General features: G+C 72.3%; 11 protein-coding genes. 10 read left to right on the forward strand and 1 reads right to left on the reverse strand.

The genetic code is table 11. The features are described 5' to 3' along the window. Positions 1 to 90: 90 nt before the first annotated feature. The 10 genes from ACFPLC_RS34230 to ACFPLC_RS34275 all read left to right on the forward strand — a co-directional run bounded on the left by ACFPLC_RS34230 (position 91) and on the right by ACFPLC_RS34275 (position 13,887). Complete coding sequence (locus ACFPLC_RS34230) at positions 91 to 759, forward strand: flavin reductase family protein (protein WP_191316636.1); 669 nt, start codon at positions 91 to 93, stop codon at positions 757 to 759. Positions 760 to 821: 62 nt separating this feature from the next. Beyond that, entirely contained in the window at positions 822 to 2,054 is a 1,233-nt protein-coding gene (locus ACFPLC_RS34235; protein WP_378191230.1) for an HNH endonuclease signature motif containing protein, read from the forward strand. A gap of 580 nt (positions 2,055 to 2,634) precedes the next feature. Continuing rightward, complete coding sequence (locus tag ACFPLC_RS34240) at positions 2,635 to 3,477, forward strand: ESX secretion-associated protein EspG (RefSeq protein WP_378191228.1); 843 nt, start codon at positions 2,635 to 2,637, stop codon at positions 3,475 to 3,477. An 11-nt stretch (positions 3,478 to 3,488) separates the two neighbouring features. Next, positions 3,489 to 3,959, forward strand: a complete 471-nt coding sequence (locus tag ACFPLC_RS34245) for a hypothetical protein (protein WP_191316639.1) — start codon at positions 3,489 to 3,491, stop codon at positions 3,957 to 3,959. Between the two features lie 8 nt (positions 3,960 to 3,967). After that, entirely contained in the window at positions 3,968 to 6,010 is a 2,043-nt protein-coding gene (locus ACFPLC_RS34250) for a hypothetical protein (RefSeq protein ID WP_378191225.1), read from the forward strand. 5 nt (positions 6,011 to 6,015) lie between these two features. Beyond that, positions 6,016 to 6,363, forward strand: coding sequence for a type VII secretion target (locus tag ACFPLC_RS34255; RefSeq protein WP_191317252.1), 348 nt, complete (start codon positions 6,016 to 6,018; stop codon positions 6,361 to 6,363). Then, entirely contained in the window at positions 6,360 to 6,905 is a 546-nt protein-coding gene (locus ACFPLC_RS34260) for a YbaB/EbfC family nucleoid-associated protein (RefSeq protein WP_378191223.1), read from the forward strand. The genes ACFPLC_RS34255 and ACFPLC_RS34260 overlap by 4 nt, the downstream gene beginning before the upstream one ends. After that, positions 6,899 to 11,950: a DUF6531 domain-containing protein gene (locus ACFPLC_RS34265; protein ID WP_378191220.1), complete on the forward strand. Its 5,052-nt coding sequence runs from the start codon at positions 6,899 to 6,901 to the stop codon at positions 11,948 to 11,950. Before ACFPLC_RS34260 ends, ACFPLC_RS34265 begins: the two co-directional genes overlap by 7 nt. 84 nt (positions 11,951 to 12,034) lie before the next feature. Then, positions 12,035 to 12,583, forward strand: coding sequence for a GNAT family N-acetyltransferase (locus ACFPLC_RS34270; protein ID WP_378191218.1), 549 nt, complete (start codon positions 12,035 to 12,037; stop codon positions 12,581 to 12,583). Next, on the forward strand, positions 12,580 to 13,887 hold the full coding sequence (locus ACFPLC_RS34275) for an MFS transporter (protein WP_378191215.1): 1,308 nt from the start codon (positions 12,580 to 12,582) through the stop codon (positions 13,885 to 13,887). The genes ACFPLC_RS34270 and ACFPLC_RS34275 overlap by 4 nt, the downstream gene beginning before the upstream one ends. On the opposite strand, the gene ACFPLC_RS34280 is transcribed toward ACFPLC_RS34275, so the two are convergent. Next, a complete protein-coding gene (locus ACFPLC_RS34280) occupies positions 13,845 to 15,065 on the reverse strand; it encodes an SGNH/GDSL hydrolase family protein (RefSeq protein WP_378191213.1) in 1,221 nt (406 codons plus the stop codon). The two genes, ACFPLC_RS34275 and ACFPLC_RS34280, sit on opposite strands and share 43 nt — an antisense overlap. Positions 15,066 to 15,221 lie beyond the last annotated feature (156 nt).

The raw sequence follows: 15,221 nt of genomic DNA on the forward strand, positions 1-15,221 counted from the left end.
GGGGCGGCACTTCCCCGGTGCCGCCCCCGGTGATCGCGATGGCCGATTCCCGCCAGCGGCGGGTCCCGTGTGGACGGCAGGATCGAAGGCGTGGAAACTGTTGCGCACACGGCCATCGAGCCGGGAATCCTGTATTTCGGCACACCGGTGGTGTTGATCTCCAGCACGAACGAGGACGGCTCGGCCAACCTGGCGCCGATGTCATCGGCATTCTGGCTCGGGTGGCGGGCGGTGCTCGGCCTCGGCGTCCGATCCCGGACGGCGCAGAACCTGCTGCGCACCCGGGAAGGCGTCCTGAACCTGCCATCGTCGTCGATGGCCGCCGTCGTCGACCGGCTGGCGCTGACGACCGGGTCCGATCCGGTGCCCGACGGGAAGCGGGAGCGCGGATACTTCCACGTGGCGGACAAGTTCGGGCGCGCCGGGTTGACGCCGGTGGCGTCGTCGACGGTCGGGCCGCCACGGGTCGCGGAGTGCCCGGTCGCGATGGAGGTCGTCGTCGAGGCGGTGCACCCGGTGGGGGACGACGGGGGAGTGGTGTCCTTCGAGGTCCGGGTGCAGCGTGTGTTCGTCCACGATTCGATCCGGCTGGCGGGTAGTGAAGATCGTATCGATCCGGACGCCTGGCGGCCGTTGATCATGAGTTTCCAGAAGTTTTATGGGCTGGGGGAGCAGGTGCATCCGTCTACCTTGGCCCGGATTCCTGAGCGGTTGTACCGTGGTCCGGATATCGAGCGGGCTCGGCGGGTTGCTTCCTGAGTCGCTTGTGGACATACCTGATCGAGTGATGACGTGTGTTCGAATCTCGGTAATCTTGAGGTATGTCCGACGACGCGACTGTGTGTTCTTCCGAGGCGGTGGCTCTTGCCGAGCGCATCGGTGAGTTCGTTGCGTGCATGCGGTCGGCCGAGGCGGGGCTGGGGGCGTTGCTGGTGGAGATCGAGCAGCGTGGGGTGATGGAGGTGTTCGGGTATCGCTCTGTTGCGCGGTTGTTGGAGCAGCTTGCCGATATTCCCAAGGCTGCTGCTGAACGGTTGGTGAAGCGGGCTCGTTTGCTGAACCCGGGTCTTAACCTTGATGGCAGCCCCATCCCCGCTTTGGCGCCCGCCACCGGAGCCGCCGCCCTGGCTGGGCAGTTGAGCAACCCGATGATCGATGTGATCACCGGTGTGCTCGCCGATGTTCCCTGCGAGCACCGGGAGAGCGCCGAGACCCACCTTGTTTCTTTCGCCGCCGAAGCGGGGCATAAGCAGGTCGCCGCGGTCGGCGCCCGCATCCTCGCCCATGTTGCCCCCGACGGTCAGGAACCTGCCGACACCGAACCGGTGGCGCCGACCCGGGAACTGTTCCTGCGGCGCAAAAGATCCGGATCCTGGGAGCTGAGCGGCAGATTCGATGACGAAACCGGCACCCGCGCCAGCGCCTTATTGGACGCCCTGGCCGAACGCCGCACCGGCGACGACGGCCCCGACCTCCGAACCCTGCCCCAACGATACGGCGACGCCTTCTCCGACGCAGTCGACCTGGCCCTGAACTCCCCGGATCTGCCGATGCAGGCCGGGGAACGAGCCCACGTCATGGTCGCGGTCTCCCTTGATGACCTGAAGACCGAAGTCGGGACCGCGACCCTCGGCGACACCGGCACGATCTCGGCCGCCGAAGCCCGGGTACACGCCTGCGACGCCATGATCATCCCCGCGGTCCTCGGAGCGAAGAGCGAACCCCTGAACCTCGGCCGCCTGCGCCGCCTGATCTCCGCGGGACTCCGCCGAGCCCTGTTCCTGCGCGACCGGGGCTGCGCATTCCCCGGCTGCCACCGCCCACCCCGCCACTGCCAAGGCCACCACATCCAACACTGGGCCGACGGCGGCCCCACCAACCTGAACAACCTGGTCCTGATGTGCGCCCACCACCACCGCTTGCTGCACCGCTCCGGCTGGGAAGTCCGCATCGCCGCCGACGGCCTACCGGAATTCCTCCCACCAGAGTTCATCGACAGGCGCCGAAAACCCCGACGCAACAACCTCCACGAACCGCTGCCCTTCGCGGCGTGAACATGGGACAGGCCCGCAGCCACAACGGCTACGGGCCCACACCCACGCCCACCGAAAGTCGAACCGGCGGCTTGCCGTGCACAGCGGAAGTCGGTGGCTCTGGCCGAACGGTGCCACACTGCCACGAACCCGCCCCACCGTTGCGCCGCCGTCGCGATTGCCGCCGCTGTGCCACCGCCGCGGGCCACGAGCACCGCCGCCCACCGCCATCGCGACCGCGCCGCCACCCCGATCGCCGTCGTCGCAAGCTGCCGATGCGGAATCCGCGGCAACGAGCTCCTCCCGAGCCGCACCCAAGCGGAGCGAGTAGCCGCCGACCCCAGCACCCGCACCCGAGCCGTCCCCACACAAGTCGCCCACCAGGCTGAATCCCGTCTCCCGGCCGAACAACCGCCCCGCACCTCAACCCCTCCCTGGACCAAGCCCCCTTCTCCCTCCCCGGGTTCTTGCCCGCCTGGTCCAGGGGATCGTGGTCTTTCGGGCATCCGGGTGGCGGTCCCGACGCCCACCCCCGCCGCACTGCTAATGTTCATCAAGGAACTTGCTTGAAGGTTTGACGAAAAGGATCCGGCGAGGGGAAATGGCGGAGCGGTTCGAGTTCGTCCTCGAGGTCTTCGAAGCGCTCGTCGTCGGGCGGGCTACCGGGGGCGATGTCCGGCGGTATCCGCTTCGGGCCGGGAACCTGCCCAGCGATCCCGTGCGGTTCGTGGGCCTTGCGCGGCAGGTCTACGACGCGCTCGAGGAACGGCGGCTGTCCGTCTCCGGTGAGCTGCACCCCGGCGTCCGGACCGCCTTCGAGCTGCTCGCCGAACCTCGCGTTTCGGTCGCCGTCAGCGGGATCGACGGGCTGGGGGCCGATGTGGCCGTTCTCGTCGTCAGCGACGGTGCTCAAGCGCTCGGGATCACGCAGGCTCCGGACACCGATGAACTGCTCTTCTCCCTCTTCGCCGACGAGGACCTCGTCGAGGTCGTCACCGGCGTTCTTCCGCCCGCTCCCGCCGCCAGCACCGGGCGGCACACCGTGCACCGGGCGGCCGGGCAAAAGATGTCCGCCATGACCGCGAAGCGGATCGCCGACGCCGAGTTCGACGAAGAAGAGACCGATGCTTTCGGGATGATCGAGGTCAAGGCCGTCGTGCGGCCCGGGCGGCGGCCGCCGGCTCCGAAGCCCTCCGATGTCGCCGTGCTCGAACGGGTGCTGGCCGAACCTCGGCTGGGTGGGGGGCACATCGCCGTCAGCGCTCAGGGACGGCGGGGTGAGCGGCTCGCCGGTGAGCCGCTGAGCTGGCTCGACACCGCCGATGGCCGGTACCTCGTGCACACCCGGACCGGCGAGGGCGGCGAACTCACCGCCGACTACGTGCCCGCCGGGCGGGCCGATCTCGCGCGCGCCATCCGCGACGCAATCGCGGCTGTCTACTGAACGGGGGACTGATGACGACCGAAGAGACCGCGGCGGTGGCCCAGGCTCTGCAGGCCACCCAGCAACTGCAGTCGGCCGCGGCCCCCGAGGCCAAGGCGATGGCCGCGGTGCGGGTCGGGCTCGCCGGGGCACAGCTGAAGCGGCTGGCCCAGAGCGGCGGCTTCGCCATCGACGACACCACCGGCAACCAGCTGATCGAGGCGCTCGAAGGCGTGCTCGAGTCGCTCGAGCAGCGCTGGGCGAACCTGCAGCGGCTGCACGACGCGCCGGCCATGAGCCGGACCGCCACCGGGCAGTGGGTGTCCGCCCACATGGTCAGCACCGCCGCCGACGACCACGGCCTGGTCACCCAGCTGCAGGCCGCGCGGCAGGAGTTCCCGACCTACATCGAAGCCATCAAGCTGGCCAAGAAGAACTACAAGTCCCGGGAAGAGACCACGCGCACGACGCTGACCTCGCTCCCGACCGCCGACCAGAGCTGAGGGAGACCGTGGCACCCACCGCCGAGTCCGTCTCGGACCCGTCGTCGCCGGACTACGACCCGCGCAGTCCGCTCTACGACGTGACCGCCGATTCGTCGTCGAAGTACTACGTCGGGCCGCTGACCACGGACAAGTCGCCCTCGGGCGACGAGATCCGCGAGATGGCCACGAAGCAGATCGACGACGAGATCCGGGCCGGCTGGCTCGGCCCGGTCGTCGACCCGGTGCTGCGCGACAAGAAGATCCAGGAGCTCTACCAGCAGCACCTCAACGACGCCAAGCACGGCCTCGACGAGGGCCTCACCATGCGGGAGAACGGCGGGGCGCCGCGCACCCTGTGGAACAACGCCAGCCACGAACAGATGAACGAGGCCATCACGCAGGACGCCAACCCGGCGACCGTCGCGGAGACGTCGGAAGAGTGGGTGCGGGTCGGCAACGACCTCGGCACCCACCAGAAGACGCTGGCCGACGCGATCAGCGCGAGCACGGACAACTGGCAGGGCGACGCCGGTGACGCCGTCCGCGAGCACCTCGCCGGCGTCGGGAAGTGGCTCGGCGCCACCGCGCAGGGCGCCACGCTCGCCGGCCGCCAGCAGGAGATCCACTCCCAGGCGCTCAACGAGACCCAGCGGCAGATGGCCGCGAACCCGCCGGTGCAGTTCGACCTGCAGGCGACCAACCAGCGCCTGATGTCGATGACCGACCCGATCCAGTACGCGTCGGCCGCGGGCGAAGCCATGCAGACCTACCGGGCGCAGCAGGCCGCGCGGGAGCACGCCGCGCAGATCATGACGCAGTACGACGAGACCATCGGCGGTGCGGTGGCCACCCCGCGGTTCCCGGCCCCGCCGAAGCTGCCGACCGCCACCGCGACCAGGCAGGGCGTGGCCGCCGGGGGCGGCGCCGGCGCGGGCACCGCGCAGCAGCCGCTGATGGCGCGGACCGCGGTGGACGGCGTGACCCCGCAGACCCCGATCGACGCCAACGCCGCGGCCCTGGGCGGCTTCGGCGCGGGCGGCGCCGGTGCCGGGGGCAGCGGCGCGGGCATCCCCGGCGGCGGCTCGGGCGCCGGCGGCTCCGGCTTCTCCGGCAGCGGCATCCCGGGCGACGGCAGTGGTGCGGGCGGCTCCGGGTTCTCCGGCAGCGGCATCCCGGGTACGGACGGCTCGGGCAGTGGTGGCTCGGGTAGTGGGTTCTCGGGCAGCGGTATCCCGGGCAGTGATTTCTCCGGCAGCGGGATCCCCGGCGGCGGCGCGGGCGGCGCCGGCGGCGGCGCGGGCTTCACCCCGCCGAACTTCGAGACCCCGAACGGCCCCACCGGCGGCAACTTCAGCGGTGCCGGCATCCCGGGCTCGTCGCTGCCGCACTTCGACGACTCGACGTCTTCGTCGGGCTTCACCCCGTCCGGCATCCCGGGCGGCGGCGGGGGCGCCGGCGGCAGCGGGTTCACCCCGCCGTCGATCCCGAACATCCCGGACGTCTCGGGCGGCGGCGGAAGCGTCCGCGGCGGGAGTCCGATCCCCGGCTTCACCCCGCCCGGCATCGACCCGATCACCGGGCTGCCCACCGGCACCGGCGGGCTCAACACCCCCGGCGGCGCGAAGATGCCGACCATCGGCCGCGGCGGCGGGATCAACGGCGAAAGCATCGCCAGCCGGCTGGGCGGCCTCGGCGGCGGCGGTGGGGGCGGCGGCGGTTCCCTCGGCGGGATCGGCGGCTCCGGGACCGGTGGCTCGGGAGCCGGTGGCGCCGGTGGGGCGGGCCTGCGCGGCGCGGGCAACCTCAGCGGCGGTGCCGCCTCCGGCGCGGCCGCGGAAGCCGAAGCGGCGGCCGCGCGCAACGCGATGTCGGGCCGCGGTGCGGCCGGTGCCGCGGGCGCCCCGGGCATGGGCGGCATGGGTGCCGGTGCCCGCGGTGGCAAGAAGGAAGACGACAAGGAACACAAGTCGGCCGACTACCTCGAAAGCGACGACCCGAACTTCTTCGCGGGCGAGCAGGCGGTCGCGCCGCCGGTGATCGGTGACTGGAAGAACCAGGATTGGAAGTGACGCCTGTGACGGCCCCCGGCTTCGAGGTCGAACCGGACGACCTGGTCGCGCACGCGAGTCACGTCGAGAGCCTGGTCGACCGGCTCAACACGGCGAGCTCGGCGGCCGACACGGCGATGTCGGACCACGCCTACGGGCTGCTGTGCGCCTTCCTCCCGCCGATCATCCGGCCGACGAACGAGCAGGCCAAGGAAGCCCTCGTCGCGTCCGGGGAGGGCGTGCGCGGCCTGGCGGACAACGTCACGGCGGCCGCGAAGGCCTACCGGGAAGGCGAAGAAGGCAACGCGCAGCCGTTCGAGCGTCAGCTCGCGGCATCGTCGCCGCGCGCGGTGGAAGCGAGGACGAACGCATGACCGGCCCGAACGGCCTGGGGGACCTGATGCGGGACCCCGACGAGACGATCCGCCGGATGGACGACTGGGCGGCCGGGTTCGCGGCGAAGGCCCAGCGCTACCAGGCCGCGCAGGAGCAGACCGAACGGCTGCGGCTGACCGCGACCAGCTCCGACGGCGCGGTCAGCGTCACCGTCGGCGCGGACGGCACGGTCACCGACCTCACGTTCTCGAACAAGGTGAAGTCGTTCCCGCTCGACGAGCTGTCGCGGCAGATCCTGACGACGATGCGCCGGGCGCAGGCCGGCATCGCCGAACGCGTCGCCGGGGTGATGGCCGAGCAGCTCGGCGACGAGGACCGCGAAACCCGCAGCGTGCTGCTGGACAACCTGCGCGGCCGGTTCCCGGATCCGGACGAACCGGACGAGCAGCCGCCCGTGCCGCCGGCTCCGGTGCCGCCGGCCCCGTCGGGTGGCGCGGCGACCCCGCCCGCTCCCGGCACTCCCCAGGCGTCGCCGCGGCGGCGCACCGACTCCGACGATGAGGACAACAACCCGTGGTGAACCCGTTGGTCGCCGAGACCAAGGATTCCACCAAGGCGTATTCGGGTGTTTCGCTGCTGGAGTCGGCGAACGACCTGAAGTCGGCCATCGAAAGTGGCGACTGGGCGTCGGTGGCACTCGGTGCGGTCGGGACGGCGCTGGACGCGCTGTCGATGGCGATGGACCCGTTCGGGGCGATCCTGGCGGCCGGGGTCGGGTGGCTGATCGAGCACGTCGGTCCGCTGAAGGAAGCGCTCAACGGGCTGACCGGCAACGCCGACGAGATCGCGGCGCAGTCGGAGACGTGGAAGAACATCGCGACCGAGCTGGGCAGCGTGGGTGAAGACCTGACCGGGATGGTCAAGGCCGACACCGCCTCCTGGACCGGTGCCGCGGCGGACACCTACCGGCAGCGGGCGCAGGACACCGTGACGCTGCTGGAGACCGCGCAGAAGGGCTGTGAAGGCGCTTCCAGCGGGGTGAAGACCGCCGGTGAGGTCGTCGCCGCCGTCCGGGCGCTGGTCCGCGACATCATCGCGGAACTGGTCGGACACCTGATCAGCTGGGCGCTGCAGGTCGTGTTCACCCTGGGCATCGGGATGACCTGGGTGGTGCCGCAGGTGATCAACGCGGTGGCGAAGACCGCGTCGAAGATCGCCGACCTGGTGAAGCGGCTGGTCACGGCGCTGAAGGCGCTGATCCCGCTGCTCAAGCGGGCGGGCGACCTGTTCGCGGACGCGGCCAAGGCGTTGAAGAACATCAAGCCGGGCAAGACCGCGCCGCCGCCGAAGCACGCCGACATCAAGAGCGGCCCGAAGGACATCGGCGGCCCGAAGGGCAAGGGCGGCCCGGACGCGCCGCCGCCGAAGACCGACCCGCCGCCGAAGGGCGGCGACGGCAACACGACCCCCTCGGGCGCGCACGGCGACGGCAACACCACGCCCTCCGGCGCGAAGGGCGGCCCGGACACGCCGCCGAAGACGGACCCGCCGCCCGCCTCGAAGGGACCGGACGAGACCCCGAGGTCCCCGGACCCGACGCCGCCCCCGGCGTCGAAGGGCCCGGACGGCGGCACCACGCCGTCCGGGGCGGGCAAGGGGCCGAACCCGCCGCCGAAGATCAAGGACAACAACCCGAAACCGGACGAGCACGCGACCCCCGCCGTGGACCGGTCCCTGTGCGGTGACCCGATCGACGTCGCCACCGGCGCCGTGCTGCTCGAGCAGACGGACGTCGAGCTGCCCGGCGCGCTGCCGCTGGAGTTCGCCCGGACACACCTGTCGAGCTACCGCGCCGGCCGCAGCTTCGGTCCCACGTGGACGTCTACTGTGGACGAACGGATCGAGGTGGAGCCGGACGGCCTGCACCTCGCACTGGCCGACGGGACGATCCTGCGCTACCCGGTGCCCCGCGGCATCGAGCCGGTGCTGCCCGAGCACGGCCCGTACCTGGCGCTGCGCCGGGTGCGCCACGGCTTCGTCGTCGGCGCCCCGCAGCACGACCGGATGCGTTACTTCGCCGCCAACCCGGGGGAGACCACCCTGCCGCTGCGCGCGCTCGTCGACGGCGCGGGCAACCGGGTCGTCATCCGGCACCGCGACGGCGTGCCGGTGGCGATCGAGCACTCCGGCGGGTACCACCTCGAGCTCGACTCGGCCGACGGGCTGATCACCGCCGTGCGCGTGGCGGGGGAGCCCGTCCCGCTGGCCGAATACCGCTACGACGAGCGACGGCGGCTGGTCGAGGTCACCGACGCGGCCGGGACGCCGCAACGGTTCACCTACGACGCCGACGGCCGGATCGTCCGCTGGGAGGACGTCAACGGCCGCTGGTACGGCTACTCCTACGACTCCGAAGGCCGGTGCGTGCAGGCCCGGGGCGCCGAGGGCTACCTCGACGCGACGCTGTCCTACGAGCCCGGGCTGACCACGGTCACCGACTCGCTCGGCGCCGTCACCCGCTACCGCCTCGACGAGCGGCTGCGGGTGATCGGCCGGATCGACCCGCTCGGCGGCACCACCAGCACCGAGCTGGACCGCTTCGGCCGGGAGATCGCGCGCACCGACGAGCTCGGGCACGTCACCCGCTGGGAGCGCGACGGTGCGGGCAACGTGCTCACCGTGATCCGCGCCGACGGCACCCGGATGGTCACCGAGTACGACGAGGGTGGCCGCCCCGCCTCGGTCACCGGGCCCGACGGCGCCGTCTGGCGCTACGAGCACGATGAGCGCGGCCGCCTGGTGCGCGACATCGACCCGACCGGGGCCGCGACGAGCTACACCTACGACGAGGCCACCGGCACGATGGCCACGGTGACCGACGCCCTCGGCGGCGTCACCCGGTTCGAGGCGAACGCGGCCGGCCTGCCGGTCGCGATCACCGCGCCCGACGGGGCGGTGACCCGCTACACCTACGACTCCCTCGGCCGGCTCGCGAGCGTCACCGATCCCACCGGCGCGACGACCCACACCGTCCACAACGCGGCCGGCGACCTGGTCGAGCAGGTGGACCCGGACGGCGCCGTGCACCGCTTCGGTTCGACGGCGGTGGGCCACACCGACGAGCGGACCGACCCGCGCGGCGGCGTCAGCCGGATCTCCTACGCCCAGTTCGACCTGCCGGTCAGCGAGCAGCGCCCGGACGGCGGCGTCCTGCGCTACGGCTACGACACCGAGCTGCGGCTGACGTCGGTCACCAACGAGGCCGGGCTGGTCTGGCGCTACGAGTACGACCCGGCGGGCCGGCTCGTCCGCGAGGTCGACTACAACGGCCGGTCCCTGGACTACGCCTACGACGCCGCGGGACGGCTGATCCTGCGTGGCAACGGCGCGGGGCAGACGATCGCGCTGGAGCGGGACGCCCTCGGGCGGGTGGTCCGGCGCCGCAGCGGCGACGAGGTCGCCGAGTTCGCCTACGACGCGGCCGACCGCGTCGTCCTGGCCCGCAACGCGCACAGCGAGCTCCGGTTCGCCTACGACGCACTGGGCCGGGTGGTCAGCGAGTCGGTGAACGGCCGGGCCGTGCAGTCGGCCTACGACGCGCTCGGCCGCCGGACCCACCGGCGCACACCGACCGGCGCGGAAGCGGTGTTCGCCTACGACACGCGCGGCCGCGCCACGTCGCTGGCCACCGGCGGGCGCACGCTGCAGTTCGGCTACGACGCCGCCGGCCACGAGACCGCGCGCCGGCTGGTCACCCGGTACGGCGTGGCCGCCGAGCTCCACCAGGCGTGGACGCCGGCCGGCCAGCTCGCGGTCCAGACCGTGCGGCGCGGCGAGGCCACCGTGCAGCGCCGTGAGTACGGCTACCTGCCCGACGGGTACCTGGCCACGGTCACCGACCTGATCTCCGGGCCCCGCAGCCTCGAAGTCGGTCCCGGCGGCCGGGTGCTGGCCGTCCGCGGCGCCCGCTGGCAGGAGAGCTACGGCTACGACCCGGCGGGCGCGATCACCACAGCGGATTGGCCGGGCGCGCCGGAGGCGAGCGGCCCGCGCAGTTACCGGGGCACGCTGCTCACCGCGGCCGGCGCGACCCGCTACACCCACGACGCCGAAGGCCGCGTCGTGGCGCGGGAGCGGGGCGGCCGGCGCTGGGAGTACCGCTGGAGCGCGGAAAACCGGCTCACCGCCGTCCGCACGCCCGAGGGCGCGGTCTGGCAGTACCGGTACGACGCCGTGGGCCGCCGGATCGCCAAGCAACGGCTGGACGCGACCGGCGCCGTCGCCGAGCAGGTCGAGTTCGCCTGGGACGGCACCCTGCTCGCCGAACAGGTCCACGGCGTGGCCGGCGGGCCCCTCGTGGCCACCGTCTGGGACTGGGCGCCGGACGCCGAGCGCCCGCTCGCGCAGACCGAACGCGTGCTCGGCGACGGCACCGACCGGTTCCACGCCGTGCTGACCGACCTCGTCGGCTCGCCGGCGGAACTGCTGGACGAAACCGGCGCGCTCGCCGGGCACCAGCACACGGCCCTGTGGGGTGCGCTGGTCAACACGGGCGGCCACGCGGGCACGCCGCTGCGGTTCTTGGGCCAGTACCACGACGCGGAAACCGGGCTGCACTACAACCTGCACCGCTACTACGACCCGGAGACCGGGCGGTTCGTCTCGCACGACCCGCTCGGGCTGGCCCCGGACCCGGACTCGCTGGCCTACGTCGGCAACCCGACGGCGTCGATCGACCCGCTCGGCCTCGGCAAGGTGACCCCGTGCTCCGCGTCGGGCTCGGGCGGCGGCGGTGGCGGCAAGAAGCCGAACCAGTTCCACCCGTACAGCAAGCCGAACGGAGCGCCGAACAAGGGCAAGCGCCGGGCGCACAAGTACCCGGAAGGCAGCTACGGCGACAAGGACTTCGAGCGCAAGCGGCTCGAGGACAAGTTCGGCTCCAAGATCGACGGCAACAAGACCCACCAGTCCGAGCACACCGCGGGCTTCGACGTGCTGAACGACAACGGCGCCCCCGGCAAGGTGCCCCGCAAGGACGGCCGGGACCTCGAGAACAACGCGTGGGCGTACTACGAGGAACACGGTGCCCACCGCGCCCACCCGGGCACCGGTACCAGCCACGCCACGCACGATTCGGGCTGGAACGCGCCGACCTACCGGCGTGACCAGCGGGCCGCGATCGAGAACAACGACCCGAACACCGCGGTCCAGCTCAACCAGCTCGGGTACGCGCACCAGCCGGGCTTCCAGGGCAACCACGCCGATCCGACGATCCGGAACCGGATGGACATGGCCGACGACTCGTACCACCGGATGGTGAACGACGTCCACGCCGGCGGCGAAGGGATGCGGTACAACCCGCGGCCGGGCGCGGCGGTGCCCGACGGTGGCGCGTCGGTGCCGGGGACCGGGCACGTCACGACCCGCCCGCTGAGCGACGCCGACGCCTTCGAGCTGCACGAAGCCCGCAACGCGGCACGCACCGGCAACTGGCCCGGCGACGACGCCTGGCAGCGGTACTACCCGGACCCCACGCCGGAGGACTGGGCGCGGCTGGAGCGGGGCGACTTCGATCCGCCGCAGCTGCCCCCGATCAAGCCGGGCAGCCCGATGAACCTCGACTGACCACCCGGGCGCCCGCGTCGACGATCCCCGAGCGGTCCTTTCGGGGTCTCGACAGCGGGCGCCCGTGCGGGCGACACTGGGCCGATGACCGGCCTGATCACCGGAAGCCGTGTCCGGCTGCGGCCAGCTGCCGCCCCGGACGCCGCCCGGTTCGAGGAGATCCTGTCGCACCCCGAAATCGCCCGCTGGTGGGCCGACGCCGAGGAGCCGGTGGCCGCCCAGGTGTCCTACCTGCTGGACCCCGACGAAGGCACCACGACCTACGCCATCGAACACGAAGACGTCGTGATCGGCATCGAACTGGCCTTCGAGGAGGCCGATCCGCAGTACCGCCACGCCGGGATCGACATCGCGGTGCACCCGGACTTCCAGGGGCGCGGTCTCGGCTCGGACGCGATCCGCACGCTGGCGGACCACCTGTTCACGGTGCGGGGACACCACCGCCTGGTGATCGACCCCGCGGCCGGCAACGAAGCGGCGATCCGGCTCTACTCTTCGCTCGGCTTCCGGCCGGTCGGCACGATGCGGTCCTACGAGCGCGGTCCGGACGGCAGCTGGCACGACGGGCTGCTGATGGACCTGCTCGTGGACGACCTGGTCGCTTCCTCCGACCCCGTCCTGACCGGCTCGTGAGCGGCCGCGCGGTCGCGGCCCGGCCCTTGCGGCGGGTTGCTGTGGCGAGCGCGGTGGGGACCACCATCGAGTGGTACGACTACTTCATCTACAGCACGGCGACGGCGCTGGTGTTCGGCAAGCTGTTCTTCACGACGCTGTCGCCCGCCTCCGGCACTCTCGCGGCGTTCGCGACGCTCGGCGTCGGGTTCCTGGCCCGCCCGGTCGGGGGAATCCTCTGGGGTCACTTCGGCGACCGCGTCGGCCGCAAGGCGATGCTGGTGCTGTCGCTGCTGCTGATGGGCTTCGCCACGGTCGGCGTCGGATTGCTGCCGACGTACTCCGCGATCGGGGTCTGGGCGCCGATCCTGCTGCTGGTCCTGCGGCTGCTGCAGGGGCTGAGCGCGGGTGGCGAATGGGGCGGGGCCGCGCTGATGGCGGTCGAGCACGCGCCCGAGGACCGCCGCGGCCGGTACGGCGCGTTCTCGCAGATCGGCGTCCCGGCCGGGCTGATCCTGGCGCAGCTGGTGTTCTTCGTCCTCGGCCGCACGCTGACCGACGCGCAGTTCGCCTCGTGGGGGTGGCGGGTGCCGTTCCTGGTGAGCATCGTGCTCGTCGGCGTCGGCCTGGTGATCCGGCTGCGGATCGAGGAAAGCCCGGTGTTCTCGCGGTTGCGGGAGGCGGAGCAACGCAGCAGCCGCCCGATGGTCGACGTGCTGCGCGAGCGGCCGCGGGCGCTGCTGGTGGCGTCCGGCAGCTTCATCGCCAACACCGCGATCGGCTACATCTTCCTGGCGTACCTGCTGTCCTACGGCACGTCGGTGCTCAAGATCAACCGCACCACGCTGCTGGTCGTCGTGATCGTCGGCAGCGTGACGTGGCTGGTGAGCATCCTCGCCGCGGCGGCGTGGTCGGACCGGGTGGGCCGGAAACCCGTGTACCTGGCCGGATCGGTGCTCCTGGTGGTCTGGCCGATCCCGTTCTTCCTGCTCGTCGACACGAAGGCGACGGTCTGGCTGATCGTGGCGGTGATCGTGCTCAACATCGGCCTCGGCGCCACCTACGGGCCGCAGTCGGCGTTGTTCGCGGAGCTGTTCGAGCCGCGCTACCGCTACAGCGGGGCGTCGTTCTCTTACGCCATCGGCGCGGTGCTGGGCGGCGGGTTCGCGCCGCTGATCGCGACGGCGCTGCAGACCGCCACGGGCACTTCGCTTTCGGTGTCGCTGTACCTGGTGGCCGTGGCGGTGCTGAGCCTGGTCGCGGTGCTGTTCATCCCGCGGGATCAGAGCCGGTCGAGCCGGACGGCGGCGGCCATCCGCTCGTAACCGGCGTCGCCCGGGTGGAGGTGGTCGCCGGAGTCGTAGGCCGGGAGCATGCGGAGCGGGTCGGCCGGGTCGCGGACCGCCGCGTCGAAGTCGATGACGCCGTCGAAGACCCCGCTGGTGCGGATGAAGCCGTTCACCGCCTGGCGGGTCGCTTCGAGGGTGTCGTCGTAGACGCGCCAGCCCTTGAACGGCGTCAACGTGCCGCCGAGGACCCGGATGCCGCGGGCGTGCGCCTGCGCCACCAGCTGGCGGTACGCCGAGGTGATGGCCCCCGGGTCGGTCTGGTGCGGGTCCTGCTGGATGTCGTTGATGCCCTCCAGGACGATGATCGTCCGCACGCCGCCGACGCTGAGGACGTCGCGGTCGAAGCGGGAGAGCGCGTTCTGGCCGGCGCCGGACCCGGGCACGTCGAGCAGCAGCCGGTTGGCGCTGATGCCGGCGTTGAGCACGCCGAAGCGGCCGTGCAGACGGTCGGCGAGGTAGTCGGGCCAGCGGTGGTTGGCGCCCGCGGTCGAGCCGAAGCCGTCGGTGATCGAGTCGCCGAGGGTCACGATCGAGGCTTCCGCGCCGCCCTGGACGTCGACGCCGGAGACGTAGTGCCACACCGACGTCTGCTCGGTGTAGGGGGCGCCGGACTCGCTGGCGGAGAAGTCGCCGCCCCGCGTGAAGTACGACGTCTGCGTCGCGAGCGGGTGGTAGGTCACCGGCCCGGACTTCGACGGCACGTAGGTCGTCACGAGCAGGTTGGCGTCGGCCGGGATCCGGACGGCGACCGGATCGCTCAGGGCTTCGGCCCCGGCGGGCACGACGACGCCCGGGGCGCCGCCGAAGGTCAGGGACCGCAGCGTGCCCGGCACGGCGTCCGGCCCGGTGCCCTGGACCGCGACGGTGACGTGCCCGAAGGCCAGGGGAGCGGCGCCGAAGGCGTTCGAGAGGTGCACGCGGGCGCGGGCGCCGCCGGCGCTGGTGTGCACGACGTTGCGGATCGAGTAGCCCGGGTAGCCGTCCGGGGTGTTCGGAACGGCCGACGCGGGCGCCGCGGCCCACGTGCCGACCCAGCCGCCGACGGCGTGCTGGGGCAGCGCCGGGACAGCGCTTTCCGGGTTGGCGCTCCCGGCGGTGGTGAGCAGCCCGATTCCGGCCAGGACGGCCGCGCTGACGGCCACGAAACGTCGCATCTCCCCACCCTCACCCGCGGTCGGCGGCCGGGCGACCGCTGATCAGGTGAGGAACCGGACAAGACCCGGGAGAGTGACGGGGGTGGGACGGGCCCGTCCGGGATTCTGGGGATGCCGGACGGGCCCGCGCGAGGTGGCCGTTGCCGCGACGGCCGC

This window comes from Amycolatopsis plumensis, assembly GCF_042652605.1.
Lineage (GTDB): Bacteria > Actinomycetota > Actinomycetes > Mycobacteriales > Pseudonocardiaceae > Amycolatopsis > Amycolatopsis plumensis.